Annotated in this window: 34 protein-coding genes; all 34 read right to left on the bottom strand. The window is 37.0% G+C overall.

Annotation, left to right across the window (positions count from 1 at the left end; all coding sequences use genetic code 11):
* Window position 1: 1 nt before the first annotated feature.
* Window positions 2-625: a dTMP kinase gene (gene tmk / locus E308F_RS15395; RefSeq protein ID WP_141265805.1), complete on the bottom strand. Its 624-nt coding sequence runs from the start codon at window positions 623-625 to the stop codon at window positions 2-4.
* 151 nt (window positions 626-776) lie between these two features.
* On the bottom strand, window positions 777-965 hold the full coding sequence (locus tag E308F_RS15390; RefSeq protein WP_141265804.1) for a hypothetical protein: 189 nt from the start codon (window positions 963-965) through the stop codon (window positions 777-779).
* Entirely contained in the window at window positions 952-1,470 is a 519-nt protein-coding gene (locus tag E308F_RS15385; protein WP_141265803.1) for a dUTP diphosphatase, read from the bottom strand. Before E308F_RS15385 ends, E308F_RS15390 begins: the two co-directional genes overlap by 14 nt.
* Window positions 1,454-1,735 (bottom strand): hypothetical protein, encoded by a 282-nt coding sequence (locus tag E308F_RS15380; protein WP_216364578.1) that lies wholly within the window; start codon window positions 1,733-1,735, stop codon window positions 1,454-1,456. Before E308F_RS15380 ends, E308F_RS15385 begins: the two co-directional genes overlap by 17 nt.
* A gap of 7 nt (window positions 1,736-1,742) precedes the next feature.
* Window positions 1,743-2,123 (bottom strand): hypothetical protein, encoded by a 381-nt coding sequence (locus E308F_RS15375; protein ID WP_141265801.1) that lies wholly within the window; start codon window positions 2,121-2,123, stop codon window positions 1,743-1,745.
* Between the two features lie 34 nt (window positions 2,124-2,157).
* Entirely contained in the window at window positions 2,158-2,358 is a 201-nt protein-coding gene (locus E308F_RS15370; protein WP_141265800.1) for a hypothetical protein, read from the bottom strand.
* 39 nt (window positions 2,359-2,397) lie between these two features.
* Window positions 2,398-4,290 (bottom strand): anaerobic ribonucleoside-triphosphate reductase, encoded by a 1,893-nt coding sequence (locus E308F_RS15365; protein ID WP_141265799.1) that lies wholly within the window; start codon window positions 4,288-4,290, stop codon window positions 2,398-2,400.
* A 2-nt stretch (window positions 4,291-4,292) separates the two neighbouring features.
* Complete coding sequence (locus E308F_RS15360) at window positions 4,293-4,700, bottom strand: 4Fe-4S single cluster domain-containing protein (RefSeq protein ID WP_216364577.1); 408 nt, start codon at window positions 4,698-4,700, stop codon at window positions 4,293-4,295.
* A gap of 45 nt (window positions 4,701-4,745) precedes the next feature.
* A complete protein-coding gene (locus E308F_RS15355; protein WP_141265797.1) occupies window positions 4,746-5,099 on the bottom strand; it encodes a hypothetical protein in 354 nt (117 codons plus the stop codon).
* Window positions 5,092-5,439, bottom strand: coding sequence for a putative PDDEXK endonuclease (locus E308F_RS15350; protein WP_141265796.1), 348 nt, complete (start codon window positions 5,437-5,439; stop codon window positions 5,092-5,094). The genes E308F_RS15355 and E308F_RS15350 overlap by 8 nt, the downstream gene beginning before the upstream one ends.
* Window positions 5,429-5,659 carry a hypothetical protein gene (locus tag E308F_RS15345; RefSeq protein WP_141265795.1) on the bottom strand — a complete coding sequence of 77 codons (231 nt, stop codon included), beginning with the start codon at window positions 5,657-5,659 and terminating at the stop codon, window positions 5,429-5,431. Before E308F_RS15345 ends, E308F_RS15350 begins: the two co-directional genes overlap by 11 nt.
* A gap of 4 nt (window positions 5,660-5,663) precedes the next feature.
* The gene (locus tag E308F_RS15340) at window positions 5,664-6,728 is read right to left on the bottom strand and encodes a recombinase RecA (RefSeq protein ID WP_141265794.1); all 1,065 of its coding nucleotides are present in this window, start codon (window positions 6,726-6,728) and stop codon (window positions 5,664-5,666) included.
* Entirely contained in the window at window positions 6,725-6,910 is a 186-nt protein-coding gene (locus E308F_RS15335) for a hypothetical protein (protein WP_141265793.1), read from the bottom strand. Before E308F_RS15335 ends, E308F_RS15340 begins: the two co-directional genes overlap by 4 nt.
* On the bottom strand, window positions 6,885-7,064 hold the full coding sequence (locus tag E308F_RS15330) for a hypothetical protein (RefSeq protein ID WP_141265792.1): 180 nt from the start codon (window positions 7,062-7,064) through the stop codon (window positions 6,885-6,887). Before E308F_RS15330 ends, E308F_RS15335 begins: the two co-directional genes overlap by 26 nt.
* Window positions 7,057-7,236 carry a hypothetical protein gene (locus tag E308F_RS15325; RefSeq protein WP_141265791.1) on the bottom strand — a complete coding sequence of 60 codons (180 nt, stop codon included), beginning with the start codon at window positions 7,234-7,236 and terminating at the stop codon, window positions 7,057-7,059. The genes E308F_RS15330 and E308F_RS15325 overlap by 8 nt, the downstream gene beginning before the upstream one ends.
* 12 nt (window positions 7,237-7,248) lie before the next feature.
* Complete coding sequence (locus E308F_RS15320; RefSeq protein ID WP_141265790.1) at window positions 7,249-7,794, bottom strand: hypothetical protein; 546 nt, start codon at window positions 7,792-7,794, stop codon at window positions 7,249-7,251.
* Between the two features lie 220 nt (window positions 7,795-8,014).
* A complete protein-coding gene (locus E308F_RS15315; protein WP_141265789.1) occupies window positions 8,015-8,362 on the bottom strand; it encodes a putative PDDEXK endonuclease in 348 nt (115 codons plus the stop codon).
* A gap of 2 nt (window positions 8,363-8,364) precedes the next feature.
* Window positions 8,365-8,643, bottom strand: coding sequence for a hypothetical protein (locus E308F_RS15310; RefSeq protein ID WP_141265788.1), 279 nt, complete (start codon window positions 8,641-8,643; stop codon window positions 8,365-8,367).
* Between the two features lie 77 nt (window positions 8,644-8,720).
* Complete coding sequence (locus E308F_RS15305; protein ID WP_141265787.1) at window positions 8,721-9,533, bottom strand: hypothetical protein; 813 nt, start codon at window positions 9,531-9,533, stop codon at window positions 8,721-8,723.
* Window positions 9,533-10,534: a DNA polymerase A family protein gene (locus E308F_RS15300; RefSeq protein WP_141265786.1), complete on the bottom strand. Its 1,002-nt coding sequence runs from the start codon at window positions 10,532-10,534 to the stop codon at window positions 9,533-9,535. Before E308F_RS15300 ends, E308F_RS15305 begins: the two co-directional genes overlap by 1 nt.
* Window positions 10,535-10,600: 66 nt before the next feature.
* A complete protein-coding gene (locus E308F_RS15295) occupies window positions 10,601-11,527 on the bottom strand; it encodes a hypothetical protein (protein ID WP_141265785.1) in 927 nt (308 codons plus the stop codon).
* A 214-nt stretch (window positions 11,528-11,741) separates the two neighbouring features.
* Complete coding sequence (locus E308F_RS15290) at window positions 11,742-13,016, bottom strand: DNA polymerase (RefSeq protein WP_141265784.1); 1,275 nt, start codon at window positions 13,014-13,016, stop codon at window positions 11,742-11,744.
* 41 nt (window positions 13,017-13,057) lie between these two features.
* A complete protein-coding gene (locus E308F_RS15285; RefSeq protein ID WP_216364576.1) occupies window positions 13,058-13,633 on the bottom strand; it encodes a hypothetical protein in 576 nt (191 codons plus the stop codon).
* An 82-nt stretch (window positions 13,634-13,715) separates the two neighbouring features.
* Complete coding sequence (locus E308F_RS15280; protein WP_141265782.1) at window positions 13,716-14,267, bottom strand: sigma-70 family RNA polymerase sigma factor; 552 nt, start codon at window positions 14,265-14,267, stop codon at window positions 13,716-13,718.
* A complete protein-coding gene (locus E308F_RS15275) occupies window positions 14,264-15,301 on the bottom strand; it encodes a CHC2 zinc finger domain-containing protein (protein WP_141265781.1) in 1,038 nt (345 codons plus the stop codon). Before E308F_RS15275 ends, E308F_RS15280 begins: the two co-directional genes overlap by 4 nt.
* 91 nt (window positions 15,302-15,392) lie before the next feature.
* Window positions 15,393-16,262, bottom strand: a complete 870-nt coding sequence (thyX, locus tag E308F_RS15270; RefSeq protein ID WP_141265780.1) for an FAD-dependent thymidylate synthase — start codon at window positions 16,260-16,262, stop codon at window positions 15,393-15,395.
* The gene (locus tag E308F_RS16035; protein WP_172613987.1) at window positions 16,262-16,417 is read right to left on the bottom strand and encodes a hypothetical protein; all 156 of its coding nucleotides are present in this window, start codon (window positions 16,415-16,417) and stop codon (window positions 16,262-16,264) included. Before E308F_RS16035 ends, thyX begins: the two co-directional genes overlap by 1 nt.
* On the bottom strand, window positions 16,411-16,629 hold the full coding sequence (locus tag E308F_RS15265; RefSeq protein ID WP_141265779.1) for a hypothetical protein: 219 nt from the start codon (window positions 16,627-16,629) through the stop codon (window positions 16,411-16,413). The genes E308F_RS16035 and E308F_RS15265 overlap by 7 nt, the downstream gene beginning before the upstream one ends.
* Window positions 16,626-16,889 (bottom strand): hypothetical protein, encoded by a 264-nt coding sequence (locus E308F_RS15260; protein WP_141265778.1) that lies wholly within the window; start codon window positions 16,887-16,889, stop codon window positions 16,626-16,628. Before E308F_RS15260 ends, E308F_RS15265 begins: the two co-directional genes overlap by 4 nt.
* A 20-nt stretch (window positions 16,890-16,909) precedes the next feature.
* Window positions 16,910-17,908, bottom strand: a complete 999-nt coding sequence (locus E308F_RS15255; protein ID WP_141265777.1) for a Fe-S-oxidoreductase — start codon at window positions 17,906-17,908, stop codon at window positions 16,910-16,912.
* 242 nt (window positions 17,909-18,150) lie between these two features.
* A complete protein-coding gene (locus tag E308F_RS15250) occupies window positions 18,151-18,345 on the bottom strand; it encodes a hypothetical protein (protein WP_141265776.1) in 195 nt (64 codons plus the stop codon).
* Window positions 18,346-18,597, bottom strand: a complete 252-nt coding sequence (locus E308F_RS15245) for a hypothetical protein (RefSeq protein WP_141265775.1) — start codon at window positions 18,595-18,597, stop codon at window positions 18,346-18,348.
* A gap of 13 nt (window positions 18,598-18,610) precedes the next feature.
* Window positions 18,611-19,864 carry a DnaB-like helicase C-terminal domain-containing protein gene (locus E308F_RS15240; protein ID WP_141265774.1) on the bottom strand — a complete coding sequence of 418 codons (1,254 nt, stop codon included), beginning with the start codon at window positions 19,862-19,864 and terminating at the stop codon, window positions 18,611-18,613.
* Complete coding sequence (locus tag E308F_RS15235; RefSeq protein ID WP_216364575.1) at window positions 19,861-20,568, bottom strand: ATP-binding protein; 708 nt, start codon at window positions 20,566-20,568, stop codon at window positions 19,861-19,863. The genes E308F_RS15240 and E308F_RS15235 overlap by 4 nt, the downstream gene beginning before the upstream one ends.
* Window positions 20,569-20,578: the final 10 nt, after the last annotated feature.

Genomic DNA, 20,578 nt, shown 5'->3' with positions numbered 1-20,578 from the left:
CTTACGAATTGTTATCTACCCCTTCAGTCAAGAAAACTAATTCTACATAAGAAATGATTTCCTGGTGGATTAACTCAGGAGGATTATCCGCATTAACAATTCGTACTAAATCATTACATCTATCCACTAAATAGTTACCTATTTTAATGTAAGTATCCTGTACTCGCTGGAGCAGTTCTTCGTCCTTTTCAAATCTATCCCTATTTTTCTTGCGTTTAAAAGAAAGTTCTACAGGCAGATCTAGAATAAAAGTTAAATCAGGTTTTGGTAGATCATTCTGCATTGCCTCCAACCAACTATAATACAATCCATTAACTATTCCAAAAACCAGGTTAGAGAGAGTATAGCGGTCAAAAATGATAAAATCATATTCTTCTAATTCTAGAACAGGTTTTTTAGCCCAAAAATCATATCTATCTGCTTCAAAAAGCATGTGGACAGCCTGGGGAGCTAATCCTATCTCGCCTCGAAGCCATTTTTTGAGAAGTTGTCCTATAGGACTTTCGTAACAAGGAAAAGATTGAACCATTACCCTATACCCCCGCCCCTGAAGAGCGGTGGCCAGCATTTCAGCCTGAGTAGCTTTTCCTGAAGCATCTATACCCTCAAAAGCGATTATCTTCATACTACCTAAACTCCTTTATTTGAATAAGGTAAAATAGCTACTATTTGAAAACCGTTAATAAACGAACCAACATCCCACCCATGTTTTATAAGCTCGGAATTAAACATAAGAAGACTGTAGATTTTACCGTGCTTTTTTAATTTAACTTTCTTTATCTCCAAAGATGGTTTAACCTCCTAACATAAAAATCTTTGATAGAGATACCACAACACTCCAACACTTTATAACCTTCATTACTTGTCTTTAAAGCACTCCAGGTCTGGCAATAAGGACAAAATAATAATCCCTTTTTAGGAGGTTTCTCTTTAAGCTTTTGATTTAATAAATCACTTTCTTGCATTATCTCCCCCTCCCTCAAAAGCATTATGAAAGGTACTTCCAAAACCACCCCGATCTTCATTACCTAAACTGTCTTTTTCTATAAGTTCCATGTGGAGAATAGGTACAAATACTGCTTGACAAATTTTATCTCCTTTACGAACCGTTACAGGTTCGTCCGTTACATTTTGAAACTCAGCTTGCCATTCATCGCCATCACCGCGATAAGAAGCATCAATTACTCCCACACCATTAGTCAGCCGTAGTCCTAAACGGTGAAAGAGACTTGACCGCTGAAACAAGAGGCCCACCGCCCCGATAGGAATTTCTGTTGCTACATTAAGAGGGATGCGTTTATACTCCCCTGGCTGAAGAGTTACCTCTTCTCGTGCAAATAAATCATAGCCAGCATTGCCAATATTATCTCGATAGAGGGCGGGTATTGTTTTATCAAACCGCCTATAGTTCATCTTAGCTGTTAAAAATAATTTCTTGGTATCTAAAATCTCTTTAAGCAGAGAATCCATTTAAATCTCCCCTAAAAGAATCAAAGTTAACAAAAGCCTTAAAATCTCCATTCTCCCACTCTGCTCTATAGTTTTGTTTGGTTTTTACTAGTATTTCAATATCTGTTTCCTTAAAATTTACCCCAGGAAGTTTTAACTTTAAATCATTAAGAACTAAACGTTTTAGATCATTAGTATCGTAATTAATATTTATTTTCATAATTATCCCCCTTAAAAATGTTTCTCCATACCAATCTGTAAATGTAACGGGTTCATACTTAACCACAATTCCATTAAAAATCCCTACCAGGGAGATATAATTTAGAGTTTACTATTTGGCGAGCATGATGTTCAGCTAAAAGTTCCATAAACTCATCTTCAGTTATCACATACATTTCACAATTGGTGTTAGAAAGAGCATAACCCATTCCATCTGTTAAAAGTAAGTTTAATTCTTCATGAGGAGTTTCAGCAAACCTCTGCGTATTATATTCATACTGTAAAACTACTTTACTGTAACCTCCCACTTGGCCCGCAAACCAAATATTTTCCTGTTCCAAAACATCTCCATTTGAAACATCAAAAATGTTGGTAGGAACATATACAAACTTTCCTACTAAACTAGCTACTAATTCTTCCGTCAGCTTATCATCTTTCTTTTTAACTAATTCCATCAATCAACACCCCCTTACATAATACATATACGAACTACCTATCTTGATTTTTAAGTCCATTCTTATACTTATTGAGTTTATACGCTTTTATCTCTGCCTCTGTTAACTGGCCTCCACTTAATACCCGATCTGCCAAACGATAAAGGGTAAACAATTTAGATTCTTCAATTGGATTACAGCGGCACTCTAGATCATTTATGCGGGCATAAATCAACTCTAAAAGCTGTCTATCCATAATCTCACCCCTATAAATAAAGGAGGGTCGCCCGCCCCCCTATTTAAATTTTCGTCTTGGATACTCGTAATTCTTTCTTACATCATTCCAACTAGAAATACGAGTAAAATACCCTATAATTCTAGTCATCCAATCTTTAATCGGCCCCCCACAGATGGGACAGGTCTTTCCAGTTCCCACAACTGAAGTGTGACCATTCTCGCAGATACCATAACCGTAATTGATCGCAAAGTGAGGAACTTTAGCTTGTAAGGCTAGTTTAATTAACTTTTTCATAATAGCAGGAGATTTAATGCGTTCCTGGATATTCAGGTGAACTATTCCCCCACCCGACACTAGATTCATAAATCTGCCCGATAGTTTAATCCGTTCTATTGGATCAACGTCAGCAATAAGAGGTAGATATTGATTAGAATACAACTCAAAGGGTTGTTCTACTAATCCAGCGACTTTATCTTTCTTCGCCAGGGTAACGGCGGCGGATTCAGCAGGAACTTCTTCAACATTAAAACTGTACCCACACTCTTTGCTAAATTGGTTAGCATAATCCTCTAATTTCAATAAAATATCTTCCACAAACTGTTGACCTTCTTCACTTTCCATCGGCACACCCATGAAATAACACATTTCATAGAGGCCGTGAATCCCAAAAGTCGAAAAGAACATATTCAAACTTAACCAATTAAGAGGTTTAAAGAATTTATTAAAGCCAGCGTCAATACGCCGTTTTAGAATTTCTTCTCTATGAACTATCAATAGATCCCGTGCTAATTTTACCCGTTCCTCTAAAAGCTCAAAGAAATGGTCTTTGTTTTTAGCTTCCTGAGCAATACGTGGGAAATTAATAGTAACAACACGATGGCTACCAATGTTCAACCCACCATTGCCGAAAGAATCGGCCCTGTAAGTCATACGAGAAGTGTTATTTATAAGACGACAACAAGTCGCAATCTTTGTTCCTTCGTTAGCATATATATTATAAACACCCATTTTGATGTTAGTTTCAGCAATAAAATTTAAAAAGTCTTCATCAAGAGGTTTACGCTTTTCATCTATACTGATATTTGCCGTCATTACTGGAAAACGATATGGCAATCCCGTGGCAGGATCACCTTCTGAAAAAAACTTCGCAATTAATTTCTGTACCTTCATAACATATTCTATATCTACTTTAGACCCGTCAGGATATACGGTTTCACCAAAAATCTTCTCCAGATTAGGACGATCAAAAATAGAAATATTTGTAAAAGGTGATTGCCCCGCAGTTCTAAACTTGTTATTCATTACATGAACGAATTTCTGCCACAAATTAACAATATAATCTGCATCCGCCTCCAAATCAGGATTAATTCCTTCTTTTTTCAAGTAATAACATAAATTAACTATAAAATCTGAAGGAACTACAGCTCCTACAAAATCTTGACTCATATCCATTGTAGTTTCTGTGACTTGAGCCAAGAAGCTATCTGAACGCTTTGGTGGTAAACTATGAAGCTGTCCATAAGGCCGCCCTTCCAACATAATAGGGGTAGTGCTATAAGCAACACAATAAGGAATCTGTATACCTGGGCCGCTGGCATCATGAAAATAAAGTTTCCCTTCCCAAATAGCCTTAATAGCCTCATTTGCTCTCTCTAAACCAAACCGTTTTTTCATGTATTTCCATAACAGATAATAGCCATCTAACTTTAACAATCCTTTTGTAATCTCAGCCTGATAATTATTAGCACTTATTTCTTCGTTAGCATTAGCATTAGTATCTATAGAAGCATCTGCCAGCCTAGAAGTAAAATAAGCCTTACTCATTGCCCCCACGTCAATTTTTTCTGGAGCGATACCATCTAATTTTAGATACTCTTTTCCCTTTGGATCATTAACAAAGCTCTCGTAAAGTTTATCAAACTCCTCCTCAAAAGTAATATTGAACTGCATTTCTAAACCCTCCTGTCTATAACCATTTGATTCAATGAGGCAGGAAAACCACCTGTAAATAAATCCTGTCTAAATTCTCCCGCCACAATAACAGAACAAAGATTATATATCTTTGCTGGAATATCTTTAACTTCATAACCCGTGTATAACCAGCGTTCTAATCCCAAGTCTTTTGACTTATCTAAAAGGTCTGTTAATGCTTCAGGCTGTTCTAGGGGCTCTCCACCTAAAAAACATACAGCATCATACCAATCCAAGTGTTTAGTAATCTTGGTAATTATATCTTCCGTATTTAATTGTTGCCCTCCTTCAAAAGGCTGGAGTTCGGGATTATGGCACCCAGGGCATCGCCGCCGACACCCCTGGAAAAAAATACTGAAGGCAATGCCATCAGTATCAATAGTAGACAACTCATTAAACCCACCCACTATAACAGGTACTCCCATAAACCTCACCTACAATATATAATGCGTTATTATATGTTCAATAGTCTCCTCATAAGTTTTAAACTTTCTAGTCACTATTTCCTCTAAAAATTTATTAGAGGGATGCTCCCCCACCCCCAGGATGGGGATATTATTAGTATAGGCCATCTGCAAAATCAGGATTTCTTCTATAGACAGATCCACTTTTTGTAAATTAACAAGCACTACACCTGTATTTTTTAATACAGATCCAAACAACATCATTTTCTCTTTTACCGTCAAACCAACATCAAATTCATCATCATAATTATAAAAAACCATACCTTCAGGCGGGGTAGGTTTACCTAAACCCATAACCAGTATTCCAAAAGGAAAATTAACCATTCGTAGGTGCCTCCTTTGCTAAGAGAGAATACAAATCTTTTGCCCTTATACAGAAATAATCCTCTCCATCACCAAAAGAGATAACAACGGCAGGTATTTTACCTGCCTGTAACGCCTCTTTATATATTTTATCAAACCAAACTTTCTGGAGAGTAATGGATTTAGAAGGTTTAATTTTTGTTTTACACTCCACCTGGAATATTTCTGATACCACATCGCTTTTAGCAAACCATAAAGCTCCTGAAGCTACCTGCCGCTTCGCTTCCTGGCCCAATTCCGCAAGGCTTTTAGTAATCCTTCTCTCTTGTATTTTAGATTTACGCTGTCTTTCAGTAGCCATTATTTTTAATCTCCTTTTGTGCTTGTTCCCAAATCTTTTGCGCCAACAAAAGTGCCACAGTATTTATCAAATCATCTCTATTATCCTGCAACATCCAATCCAATCGCCTTTCCAAGGCCAACTTATGCACCTTAGCTTTATCATATTCAAACCAACCTAAAACAATAGCTACCACCGCCAAGCATATAGCGGTAGCTACCCCTGTTACCGTCCAATCCATAAACTCATCCCCTAATTATCTCTTGAACAAGATTATATATTTTCATATAAAGTTCTCCATTGTTTTGTTCTAAATCATTAACCAAGGCTTCTCGCGCTTTTGCCACTCCTTGGAATTTAATATCATTACCATCTTTATCGGTAAATACTTCACCTGTACGGGGATCAATAAACTTTAACCAAGAAGTACCAAATAAAACATTCAATTCTTTAGCTACATTAACTAATTCCATTAATTTATCCAAACCATGCTCATAATATATATCTAAAATCGCAGTACGAAAGGGAGGTGCAATTTTATTCTTATTAATTTTTACAGCTATTTGTTGACCTAAATATTCTTTCGCCGCCCCTGACCCTTTCGTAAAATACTGTCCTATCGACACACTAAGCTGTTGAGTATAAGCATGTTGCAGGGCGTGGCCCCCTACTGTCGTAGTGGGGGTACCATAAGGAGAAAAGCTCCCTATTTTATCTCGTATTTGATTAATAAAAATAAGTGTTGTTCCTGAAGCCGCCAAAAGTCCTGAATTAACTAGCCGCCTAACAGCCATTGAATTAACTTTAGAGGCTCCTCCTACCCGCCCTTCTTTATCCCAATCATGCTCTTCAAACTCACTTTTAGGGATTAATCCTGCCACACTATCTAACCCTATAATACTAAACTCCCCTGTTTTCAGGAGATATTCAATTAAAGCAAATACTTTCTCTGCATAAGTATCAGGCTGACTGAAAAAGAGTTTATTTAAATTTACCCCCAGGGTGGCGGCCCATTCAGGATTAAAAGCATACTCCAAATCAATTACAGCACAATACTTATCAGGTTCCGCTTGTTGGGCCTCGGCTATAGCTATATTAAGCAAAGTAGTTTTTCCTGATTTTGGAGGCCCACTAAATTCTACTAACCGCCCGTGCGGATAGCCACCCCCAAGGGCTAAATCTAACATAATCGACCCTGAAGAACGTACTTTAATATCAGTAAACCTCTCATTTTCTCCTAAAAGAAAGATTGCTTGTGGCCCAAATTCTTTTCTTATACTCGCCAGTAAAATATTAAGATTATCCATCATAAATTCTCCTTGACGGTTGTATATTTAACTGAAAAGAAACCATATTTATCTCGTTTTACAGAAGCCTTTCGTCCTCGTCCGTCAGAAATACTACCACTTTCAAGGTTATGTTCCTGAAGAAACTTTATAAATTCTTTCTCCACAAATTCCTCAAAATTAGTCTGAGGAGGTATCATTTCCATCTTCGACTACCTCCATAAGTACCGTAAAGAAACGGTCAATTAGAACTTGTTTGTAATATAAATACGCTAATACCTCTTCAAGACTATATTTACCACTAGTTATTATTTCTTCTATATCCTTTTTAGCCTGCTCAAACAACTCATTATTAACCATAATTATCATCTCCCCTTTTAATTTGATTTGGTAATCCAGGTGGTGTTATCCATAAGTTTAATTTCTTTTTTGCCCACCAAATGCCTAAAAACACTACAACTGTCGCCAACATTGTGAAAGCATAAAAACTAAATATAATAATCAATAACTCTCGAACTAAGAAATCAGGCACCTTTATTTCCTCCTAACTAACCTGGCCTCGATTTATTGATCTACGAACATCCAGCATATCAGTTCCACGTCGAGTTATTTCACGAGAAATAGCCGTAGCCCTCTGCTCATATCCTTCTCGTAATGCCTTAACCTGAATATACAAAGCTAAAGCCTCTGTATATTTTCTTTCCCATTCTTGATAAAGAGGTTCAGTGTAAACCATTGCATCTCTTATCTCCCGCCCCCCTTCCTGGAGGGTATATAACTGCTTTCTAATAGTATCTCGTATTTCACGGGCGGTGGCTTGTTCTAAATCAGCCACCGCCTCCACCCAACGAGTGTATGAAATCATGGCTGTCCAGCGATCTAAATACTCTCCCAATTCTTCATGAGGAATATTGGCTATGCCTCCATATCGCCGTTTTAAAGCCTCCCATTCACTATAGAGGTCTACCCCATGTACCACTGTATCGGGGCGGGTAGGGATAAACAAACCAGCTTTCTTTAACTTATTTTTAGTAGTCTCTTTGATAGAGAGCATTTCATGAATACCTTGTTCAATATCTGCTCTATCCATAACTACCTCCCTTGAAATACCAACGTAGTATAAATCATACTCACTAAATATAATAAGTAAATGTCCACAAAACGAATTTTGTACGGTAAATCGAGAGGTAAAAGAATAGGTAACGTTAATACTAAAGCTAGTACAGGAGTCCAGTCGTGAAAAAATAATACTGAAGTGTTTAAAACAACTAATAAGGCTATAGCACTAACCAACCTAGTTAACTTTATTTTCATGATTTCACCCCCTGCTGTTTTTCCCAAGCCGCCTTCAGTTCCTTAAAAAAAGTCCAGTGTATCGCAACTAAAGTATCTTGGGCGTCTCCTTTTTCCCGCATCACTAAAACAGGTATCTTCTTTAGAGCTTCAGCTTCTTTTTTCAATTTGTCCCACCAACGGAAAATTGCTATCGACTTATAAACCTTACACTCAATTTGATAGAGTGGGTGGATAACATCACCAGGACGTTCTGTACCATCATCCTGACGATTGGTAGCTCCCGATCCTGGATTTCTTTTAGCCCCATCAAAAATAGAGGCCCCCACCCACCTTTCAAATTTCTTCCAAAGTTTATCTGTCATGTCTACACCAAAGCCGCAAATTCGCTCCGATATTCTCTTTCTTTTTCTTTCCGTATTTCTTGGATATGCTGAGGTAGTTGTATCATACCATTAGCAACCAATCGTCTAAAATTACGAGTAATACTTTCCGCTGGTGTCGCCTTAACACAATCATCTAAAGTTGTTATTCCATCAAATACTTCCCAATAATAGCTTACTAGACTATTGTAGTTTTCAACTACATGCGGGAAAACTTTAACCAATTCCAACACATTCTCCATTACTGTGTTTGCTTTTTGCATTTATGATTCCCCCTTTTGTATTTTGAGAGCTTTAAGCCCTTCCTCACTTAACTTATACGAAGTAAGTAGGGTCATATTTAAGCGGCAACAGCAATTTCTTTATCACAATAAGATTTATAACCACAAAAACTACAAGCGCGACTATTCTTTTCAGGCGGTGGAAGACTAGAACTTAAAACACAATTTTCAATCTCGCTTAACCTGTTCTTAACCCAATTTATTTGGTCATTATTATATTCCTGGAAAAAAGCCTTCCAGTTTTGAGTGCCTTTACAAAAGTAAACAAACATCACTGGTAAATTTAAGCATAAACAATATAAAGCACCTTGCTTTAAATGTTCTTTAAGGGGTGCATTTAAATACTCAAAGTCATTAGGATTAATGGTCTTAAATTCAAAAATAAAATCTCTATCCATAAAATGTAATGCTCCATCCACCATCCCCGAAATAGGAAACTTTAACGTCCATCTACTATCTATAAACTTTATCTCCATATCGGGGGCGGCATGATCAGTAATAAACTCTATACCCTCCTTCCCATAAGGAGGTAACTCTTTAACAGGAATAAGTTTAATAGGAGCATCAGGGAGTAAATCCATCTGCATAAAAACTTTTCTTTGTACCCATTCATGGAGGGCGGTGCCGACTTCTAGAATACGTTGACTGCGTGCATATATCTTTTCCTTCTTGGGAAACCCTTTCAATTCATAATAAACAGCCCGCCCACATTTATAGAAAGAAGAAGGATGAAAAGCTAATAAAGAATGTTTTTCTCCTCCACGGGATTGAACAATAAACTGATCTACAGTCTCTAAAAAACGTTCTTCATAAGATTTATTTTGTTCTTTCATTTCTTGTTTAACTTTTCTAGCTAAACTTGCTAAACCCATTATTCTTCTTCCTCCTCATCTGTCTCTTCATCTTCCTCAAATAAATGTCTAATATCATCTTCTGATAGCTTTTGTCCCCACTTACGCCCCACCTCAATATCAGATTTCATGCCACAGTCCAAAGGTAGAGCGTTACACATAATATCAGCTATTCGTTGTAAATTCTCCATCCCAATATTTTCAGGTACATCAAATACGATTTCATCGTGTATCCATAAAACAATATGAGCATCAAGCTCTTTAAGTAAAGGTTGTAGTTTAATACTCGCCAGTTTTACCATATCAGCAGAACTACCTTGAATAATGCTATTAACACCCTGTCTTAAACCACGTTGTATTTTCCAACTATCGCCCGAATTAATTTCAGGATAAACTCGACGCTTACGCCCTAAAAGAGTTGTAGTATATTTCTGCTTTAAAATTTCTTTATGTTTTTCTTCTATCCACTTCTTCACTCCAGGATAAGCCTCAAAATAACTCTTTATATATTCCTTAGCTTCTTCTTCAGTAATCTCCAGGTTATCAGCCAACCCTTTTTCTGAGATACCATATATGATCCCAAAGTTGACCATCTTTGAATCTTTCCTGACTTTCTCATACTGTATCCCTAACTCAGCATCTTTTCTAAGGATTTTTGGGTCATCAGTTCTTATCTTTCCCGCCGCCAACAATTCTTGAATGTGTTCTACGCTAAACTTTTCATCTACTAAATTTCCATCAGCATCCTGAAATAGCTCGGTCATTTTTCGCCGATATTCAAAATCATCATAAGTCACTGGATCATCAGGATGTTTACGATTCCAAATGCTGACAGCAGTCGTACTATGAATATCACGGCCATTTTTATAAGCATCAAGCAACACTTTATCCCGTGAAACGTGAGCTAATACTCGCAATTCCTGCTGGCTAAAATCAATACTAGCTAACAACCGTCCCTCATCAGCAATAAAGGCATTTCGGATCAATCCCCCGACTTTAGCGGGGATTTGTTGTAGATTCAATCTGTTACGGTGGCCGTTTAAACCACCTCCCCCCTTTCGGGGGGTGTCGGACTATATCTTCACCTATCAAGCACATACCAAAAGAAATTTTTCATACTTTCTACTAAGGAGAAAGGAATTATAACCACAATAACACCAATTAAGGAACAGTTTAGCTTTACTTTTTGTAAGGGTAAAACCAGGATATATTTTTCTTACATAGGTCTTGTTTATACACCAATTAAACTTTTTATTTAAAAAATCAATAAATCTATCTATAAATGCTTCAGAACCACAATAAAATCTAAAATCCCCATTATTTTTTATATTACCATCTCCATCAACTAATCCCCTACAAAACATTCGCTCACAAACTTCGTTATAAAAACTATCGGGAAATTCCAGGGTTTTAGTTTTTGCTGGAGTTATTTTAAAATGATTATATAATTCCTGGATTAATTTAGGAGACGATATTGTTAAATCGTAACTCTTACCATACTGTCTAACCTCTCCTGTGAACTTAAAATAGTTAGCCAAATTCTCAAACAAACCCTTAGCACACACATCGTTTGAACGAATAGATACTCTTGGTGTATTTTTATCCACATAACCATCTGTTGCAACATACCCAGCATAATAACAGAATATGGGATTTTTATAATTAAACTTAGTTTCGTCACAAGAGTTTAGGTATGTCTTTTTACCATAAAAACCATGTTTAGCAATCCATCGATCAACTCTTCCATATTTTACTCCTAACTCATCTGCTATTTGTTGGGCACTTTTTCTTTTAACTAAATACTCTTCATATAACCAATCTCTATTTGCTAATAATCTTGTCACCCCTTTATGTTCAACATCATACTTAGGTTTTACCCCTAATTTTTTCTTTGAAAAACCATATTTCTCAAGATAATGTTTTACTGTTCCTTCAGAAACTCCTAACTCCTTAGCTACAGTTCTTCTCGATTTCCGTTCTTCTATATATAATTTGTATAAAACTTCCTCATCCATTCTTTAACACCTCGCAGGAATAATGTTTCTATTCCTGCGAAATTAGGTTGGCTTGATAGGTGTCGGGCTTTCGTGGGTGGATTATTGTTAGCCTACGCACCACCTAGTCTCTACGCCTTCTAAGGACTTCTAATGGCTATCCTTAGCTTGGCTCGGTATTACCCTCGACTTTACGTTAGGGCTTCACCGAATTAACCCGATTTTTCAATGTGGCTCACGCCACAAAGCCCCAATCTCGTTTAGGGTTACTACTTGACATTCTACCTGAACGAGCCCCTACTGTATTAAATGAGGTATGCACTCGCCCGTTAATAACTGCTTTAGGTAATTTATCTGCAAAAGCATCAACCAACTTGGCTTTACTACGAAAATCTAAAATCAGCGATATAACTTCATGTTCCTTCTTCAACATCTTTAGGGTTTTCTTATCTGTTGAATTAGGTTTCTTTGTATTTACCCTGGGGAGCTTAAGCCTATCATAAAGAGCTACTGCTAATTGGGCAGGAGATTTGAGGTTTATTTCCCCTGTATAATGCCATATCTTCTGCCTTAACTCTTCTAATTCAGCATATAACTGCTTAGCAACTACGTTTTCCAAGTATTCCGTATCCATCCGCACTCCCCGCCGCTCGGCCTCTAAAACTATTTGCGAGAAAGGCATTTCTACTTCAAAAAACAACTTTTTTATTTGCTCTAGGTTTGGACGGTTAAGGTTTTTAATTTGAAATTCATACATTTTATAAGTAAGTTCGGTATCCTTTACCGCATAATAAGTAGCTAAATTACCTGTCCTAGTGTGGGGATTAATTTTTATCGGCACTTTATCAAAAGTTACATTGCCAAAAAGAGTGCTGAAACGATCAGCGGGAATTTTTAAATAGTAGGTAGCCATATCTTTTAACTTTTTACTTTGGTTTTCATCTAACAAAGCCTGGGCAATCATAGTATCAAAATAAGGCGTGAGATTAATTCCCATCCAATTTCTAAGAATGTGCTGGTCAAATTTACAATTGTGAAGAACAAACTTTTTACTTTTATCCTCCAATAACGGCTTCAATGCCGCTGTCACCACATTTTTAGGAAGACACCGTACATAATCCACCCCCACCTGTTGGCCTTCTTCTACTGGCGCATCTCTTATATCCTCTATGTGTTTAAGAGGAATATAAAACCCCTGGTGGGGAGCGTAAAGAGAAATCCCCACAATTTCATCAATAAAAGGATTAGTACCCATTGTCTCTGTATCTACAGCTATAATCTCCTGCTCATTTAGCCAACCTACCATTTTTCGCAGATCAACTTCTGTCCAAATCGTAAAATAATGATCTGGAAGAACAGTGTTATTAGCTATTTCTCTTATCTGCTGTTCTTTTTTCGTTAACTTCTTTACAGGTTTCGCCTTCTCTTTTTTCGCCGTCCGCTTTCTTTTTTTCTCCATTTTCTCATCTCTTATCTCTAAGGCCTTCTCAATCTCTTCATTAGGACTCATTTTCTCACCTCCAAAAAGAGCCCCCTTTAGGGGCTCACTCTTTAAAATGGATAATCCTCATCATCCGCATCTCCACTATCTTCTTCTACCAGATTTGTACTTCCATTCATTAATTCCAAAATTTGCTCCTTAGTAAGGGGTTGAACCATTTCCTCATAATTTGGGATTTCATATTTAGACAGATCAATAGGGGAAGGATCACGCGGGAAAAACTGATAGGTCGTATCCAATTTTTCGCCCTGCCTGTAAATTTTATAGTCCCTGGAAGTAAGATCCCCATACTCTTCAATAAGACCCAATAACTGCATTGCTACTTTCTTAGAAGCCTTGAAAAGTTTTACCTTATCATCACTACGGTCTAATACCGCCAGATAAACCTTATAAGATGGCCTCCTATCAGCTTGACATAACGGACACTCATTTTTACCTAAGCAAGTAACAGTACGCCAAGAGCCATTAAACTGCTCCGTATGCTCGTATACGGAAATAATCTCATCAGCAGGGGTAAGAATACGAATAATTTTACTTTCCCCGCTTTTCAATTTAAGCAACTCCACCCCCTTTGTCATAGCTTCCCTTACGGCATCTAAACCCTTCATTACGCCTGCCATCATCAAAACTCCTTTCTTAAAATTTCTTTTCCCTGACAAAGTACATATACGAAAAAGAGAGGCTTATTTTTAAGCCTCTCCATACCCCTCATTTATATAATTTCTCACATTTAATAATTATTTTTTTCCACATCTGGTTAATACGCGGCGAAGAAACTTTCAACGCTCTAGCTATCTCACTAAAACTATAACCCTTTAACCTTAACTCTATAATTTCCTTTTCCCGTTCTGTTAATCCCGTATTATTCATAAGGTCATAAAAACTGTTTGTATAATCATAACCTTCTTCTTCATAACCAACAGTAGCTACTGAAGCTAACACTTCATCTTCAACATCTGATGTATCTTCTACTAATTGTAAAGCATTTACAACTGCTAAATTAGAAGCTCTAGCCGCTTTACGGAATAAATCTTTAATAGTGCTATTAATAATAGCTTCAATAAACGTTTGAATAGATGCCCTAGAACTATCATAATCAGCCATCTTACTGTAAACTTTTAACAAAACTTCCTGAATAACATCGTCTGTTTCCATACCTGCAAAATTAATCCCGCGCACTTTTGCTTCCGTTACCCTCTTGGCCCTAAGAAGGTACTCATCAAGCGAAGACTTTTTATTATACGCCACGTTAACGTTCATAACTTTCCTCCCTGATTATATTGCAAGGCTTCATAGGGCACAGTTTTTATCTCTTTTATTTTTCCTGCTAATAAAAGTTCATTAGCATCTTTATAAAGAACTTTATTTGTGTTGTAAATCCAGCCACCAGGATAAACTACTACCTTACACCTAATGGGTGACATTTTCGTTATTAACGAATAAGCCTGCTTAATGGCCTCCAGTCCTGGTGCATCGTTATCAAAAAATAAATTCACTACCCTGATACCAGCTTTCATCAACTCCTTTACTTGTTCTTCAAATAAAATGCGCCCCATGACCGCACCTGCTGGCAATTTAGCCTGATAACAAGCTAAGGTATCAGTCTCCGATTCAGTTAAGTATATCTCCTGAATAGATTTTGGAGCTTGGAGAAGATAATATAAGCCATAAATAATATCTTTCTTGTAAACCCCTTTAGCATTTAAAAAAGTTTTACCTTCTACAGAACGTCGTTTAATAAAACGTACTACACCCTTGGAAGTACGGACAGGAAAAGTAATAGTATTCGTTTCAGGATCAAAACCTATTTCATATTTTCGTAAAGTCCTGGTATTAAAACCCCGCCTCAGCATATAAGGATGATTATTTTGGGCATACTTAAAAACTACTTCTTCAGGTATTGAACTTTTTTTATCTAGTTCTTTTCCGTCTAATATAGACTCTATGTCCAAAGGAGGGCGTTCATGCATAGAAGTTACAAAATAATTTTTTACAAGAAACTGCATACCTTGAAACTCAGAAGGAAAGTTCAATACGTGCGCTACTAGTTGTGGCAAATTACCTGAACTGCCGCAACTGAAACAGTTCCAAACATACGGGTAAGAAACTTTAATACCGCAGGAAGGTCTATTTTCTGGATGGAAAGGACAACAAAACATTATATTATCGCCACTTTCCTTCAATCCAGTCAACGCCTTGGGGTTATAATTAAACTGAGGATTCGCTAACCAGTAATCCCTTAAATTTGACAATAACTCTTCTATGTCGATTGGTAAACTAGCCAACAGATCCAAAAATATCCCACCTAACTAAAAGTCTACCATCTTTTTTAGTAAAGTCAAGAACAAATTATCGGCTAAATTACTATCAAAAAATTTATTATTATTAACTATTTTCATTCACTTCTATGGAAGAAGTTATAGCCTGCTTATTACTATCTAACTTTATTTTCCCACAAGGAATAGCCTCCTGACACCCCCCTCGTGTAAAACAAGGCTTATCTACATACTTAAAAATAGACGGAAACACTTCCTTTAACTGATTAATTTCCTGCTGTCGTATTTCCCGTATTTCTTTTTGCGCCCGCAAACAAAGGCGTTTTTCAGCATGATGTATCCACGACCATAAATTACGAGTGTCTAGATAAACCGTACTAATTCCTAAAGGAAGGAGGGCACGTACCGTTTCTCTAACTCTTTCCCTGTCCAGCATCTCCAGTAGCTCACTATCAGCATAATGAGAATACATTTCTTTAGCTTTCTCATGCCAGCTAATCCAGTCATTTCTCATCTGCTCAAGAAAATGCGCTTTATCCATCTCATTCCGTGCATATAATTGCTTGATCCGTTTTTCCGACAAATAATCAGGAATATAATATTCTAAACTACCATCATCGGCCCTACAAAACCGTAAACTTCGTTCATCAAAAGATGCTATCCGCGCTCGTAAATCCTGCCGCGCTACAAAAATAGGAACTTTTTTCAAAAAGGTTGCCGTGCCATGCTCCAACACCGTATTATGCTTAGATTCAATACAATGTTTAAGTATTTTTACCCCTCGCCCATGTAAAAAATAATTCTCTCCATCAAAATCATACTCTATTTTAGTATCATAGCAAAGGCCAGCGGCATTAGCACAAAGAATTTCAGCACCATCATACCAACCTATTAAAACTGAAGTCATTGGAGGTAATGCTTTTGATAAGTCTACCACATTATTATATCTTACACCATTAAATTCAAATCGTATCGCCATTACTCTATCTCCACCCCTGTTAGTTCTATTGCCTGCACTAAAGCCTTTAGTGCTTTCAAAGCAGTTTTTCCAAAACCAACTACCCCCTCCATCAAATCTTCCCCCAATAAAGCACACCACATATCTCCATCACGAAACAGCTTTATATTCACCATAATGAGACTCCCTCCATAAAACAATCCTCTGCATCCATTAAATAAACATCAAGCAAGACGGACAAACAACTTATAGTGCTATGACATACCCCCATTTGCGACACATATACCTGCTCACCCCTATAAATTTCGCCACCACAAGCATCACAATATCCAATAGGTTTCTCATTTTGAGGATCAGGTGGGCCATAAGCAAAACGATCTAAACTCACTTCAAACCACCTCTTTGTGGCGACTTATAATAATCCTCTTCAGCCATTTCTATACATTTTACTATACAAAGCTGGTGCCTCCACACGCCTCCTACCTCTAGAGATTTTATTTCCTCGATAGCTTTAGGAATATCTATAAGAGTTTCATTGACTTCCAAACCATACTCATTTTCCAACATCATCTCATCAATAATATCATTAGGATCACTAAAAAGAGAAAAATTAGTAGCGGCAGTTGCTTTATATTGATAAACCTTCAATCCAACTTCTCCCCCTAATTTTATATTATTTCATAAGGACAATCAGGTAATGTCCCACTTAATATGGCATTACCACAGGTTATCCGTCCTAGATCTTCATACTCACTGGCTATAAATACTAAAACATCAAAACCAACTTTTTTAAGTTCTTCTTCTATCTTCTGATATGGATAGTAAGTAGTATAATCACCTTTTGTTTTGATACCACGTTCTAAAGCGTTTTTAGTTTTGTGCATTGGAGTTAATTTAACTAAGAACTTTTTAGGACTAAATAGATCTCTTAACTTCTCTGCATTTATTTCATATTCAGCTACAGCAAAATTCAAGGTTATTTTTCTTCCCCTGGGAAAATCTAGGTCTTTGCCTATCTCAGAAATAGCATCTAAGGTTAAAGAATTATTATTAAACATATATGCCCGTTCTTGATCTGAAGTAGAATTAATAGAAAATTGTAACCCTGCGTTTCCACGAAAATCATAGTTTTTAATTTCCATCCAGTTCGCAAGAAATTCCATGAGGTTTTTATTGTTTTTGGGCAACATAGTAGACACAACAGGATGAATTAAACTTCTTCCAATATACGGACACAGTTCTTTACGCATATTTCTAGTAAAAGTTAACACATTCTTGTTCCAAGTCGGTTCTCCCATTCTAGCATAATGAACATTTAGCCTTTTAGTACAAGTAACTTCAGGATGTAAAGATAAACCAGCTATAATTTGTCCTTTTAAATCTTCATAAGTAGCATTTATCCCCTTACCTACTTTGGGCACATCACAGAAGAGACAATTCATCGAACACCCATATTGTGTACTAATAGTGATTACCCACTTCTCAGTTAAAGGTAACAACTTTTGATGCTTCACTTTTTCAATTTCCCGTGTAAGCCCCAAAAAATCAGCCTTCAAATTCACATCTTTGCCATAATCACCTAAAGATAAACACTCTAATTGTCCTTTCTCTCCTTGGACGATTAGTATATTCCCTGTTGGAACTTTAATGTTCTTTAATATATCCATTTTGATCCCCCTAAATTACTTTTTTAGGACATTTAATTAATTTTATTTCCTGATCTACTCCATTCAACACTTTCCAGGCGGCACATTGATGAGCCTGAAACCGCAAACAATCACGGCATACATCCTGGACAATATTAATACACTTCATGTTAAACTGGTCTTGCTCTTTAGCTAGATACTGACGATCAGCACTAATGATAATCTTTTTATGACACCCAGGCCGATAATCGCATCGCTGGCAATTAATGTTCAACTTCCCTCTCCCCTACCAATAACTCATTAAAGACACTAAATAATATTAATTGAGACATGGAGCCCTCACCATACATCTTAATAAAGTAATCAATCGAAGCCGTTAACGCCGAAACTAAATCTTCAGCCTCAAACACTAATTCACGTACATCTCCCACATCAAAGGCATAAACAAGCCTATACACCTATACAGCCTCCCCTGCTAGGGTTAAAGCCGCAAGTTTTTTAAAATCAACCACTACAGCCTTACCATTTAAGTCACGAAAAGATAAACTCGTATCTTTACCGATGATTTTGCGAAATTCTTCCTGGTAGGCCCGTACTGTTTCTTCTGCATTAAGAGGGATTTTTTCACCTGTTTCTTCATTTACACAACATGGATTATGATCTATCCACTCAAATACCCTCGACAATCCCCCATCAAAATTTACACCCATATATGTATTCCTCCTAAAAAACTGTCTCTTCAGGATCAATCTCTTCCCATATACCTGTATCCAGGTCGACTCGCATATAAACGTCTACATTCCGTATCCCTCCCCTATTCTTCTTTAAAGAGATTTTAAATACGTCATTTATCATTCTAAGGGTTAATACTCTAGTAGCCTTCTGAGCAGGATTATCACTTTCCTGCACCTGAAATAATTCAGGTGTAGCATTAGGATCTTTTTTACCTTCAATAGCCGATGCACGCCCCGCCTGGGCAATGAGCATCATCGGTGTTTGGGTATAAAGGTTTACATCCCTAATCTGATTAGTTACATTAACAATGCGTTTCCGAATATCCCGCTCTCCTATACCATCACTTAAGTCATACAATTGATCAATCACCATAAAAGCTGGCTTCTCCGCTTCAATAATGACTCTTATATCAGCAGGGGTAAATGGTTTTCCCCCATTAGCTTCTTCACTTAAAATCAAAAACCCATTCTTGTTTTTCCTAAGTTCCTCCAGATATTCCTTATAGAGTTGGGGATCAGGTAGCTTTCCCTCATTCAACCCCCGATTAGAAAAATGAGCTCGTAAAGTATCTAACCGATAAGCTATTTCTAATTCAGGCATTTCTGTCGTAATGTAAATTACAGGATTAGTTATATCAGTAGACAGTAAACTTCTCCAAACCACATAAGCAAAATAAGTTCCTACAAAAGACTTACCCTCATTTGTTCTTCCCACTAAAAGAATTAAATCATCACTCCGCCAACCCCCTGTATATTCATCTAATTGTTTAATTCCTGTCGTTAAACCATTTAGTCCTTGCTGGCCGTGCTTCTCCATATACTTGTCATAACGTTCTAAAGCATCCCTAACCCAATCGTACCGAGTTATTTTACCCGTATATTTTTTTAATAAGGAATTAACCTCAGCCACCATCTGCCACATGGCATCAATAGTACGGCCTTCACTAACCAATTGGGCATTTTTCGTCAATAAAGGACGATATTCGGTATAAGCCTTCTGCTCCTTCAATACATTTACAAGATAGTCTATAGGATCTAAGTCACTTAGAATCTTAAATTCCTCAAACTCCGCCGCTACGGTTTCCAAAGAGGGGAGGACACCTGTACGAGTTATAAATTGCTCAATCCAAGCTACTATATCACTGGTAGCAAAAAAGTAGGAATGATCTAAACCCTGTTTATACAAATAGCCTGGTTCTTTAGATTGCAACCAGTAATTTATAACTTGTAATTCCTCAATCATCTTTTCCTCCTCCTATCCTCCCCGCTGACCACAATCCCCTGAAAATGCGCCGTTAATCTTGACACGTTTCGTTCACCCAAGGCAGTATCTTGACCCAATTTTGAAAGGGATAGATTAGAAGTAATAATGGTGGATAGTCGATTATTAAAGCGATGATTCAAGATCAAATAAGTCTGTTCACGAGTAAAATCAGTCATTGTTCCAGCTCCAATATCATCAAAAAGCACTAAGGGAACCTCTTTTACCCACGTCAAGTAATCCTGCATCTCATCCTTATACATCCGCAATTTATCCATTAAGTCTGGATAAACTACAAATAAAGCAGGTGGGGTTTCAAAATCGAACTCCCTAGTTAAGCACACCTTGTAAATATAGTGGTTAAGAAACATGGCCGCATGGTAAGTCTTTCCCGTCCCGAATTTATCGCTATAGAAAAATAAATTAAATCCTCGCTTAACTTCTTCCACAATATTACCCAATTTAGGTTTTATCTTTTGGTAAACCTTCTCGTTATCTTTATCTAAAATATAGTTGGTAAGATTAGCACGCCAATACTCAATCGGTATTTGTGCTAACTTTAAAGCCTTATAAAGCCTAAAACGGGCACTACACCAGTTTTTTTTATTAGTTAAAACCACTTCCCCCGAATAAGCTTTACAAAAACCTGTCGCAACACAATTCTCACATTCTGTATAAGGCGGCATCATTAACCCC

The organism is Moorella sp. E308F, from assembly GCF_006538365.1.
GTDB lineage: Bacteria > Bacillota > DSM-521 > Neomoorellales > Neomoorellaceae > Neomoorella.
This window is presented reverse-complemented; position numbering and strand designations above follow the sequence as displayed.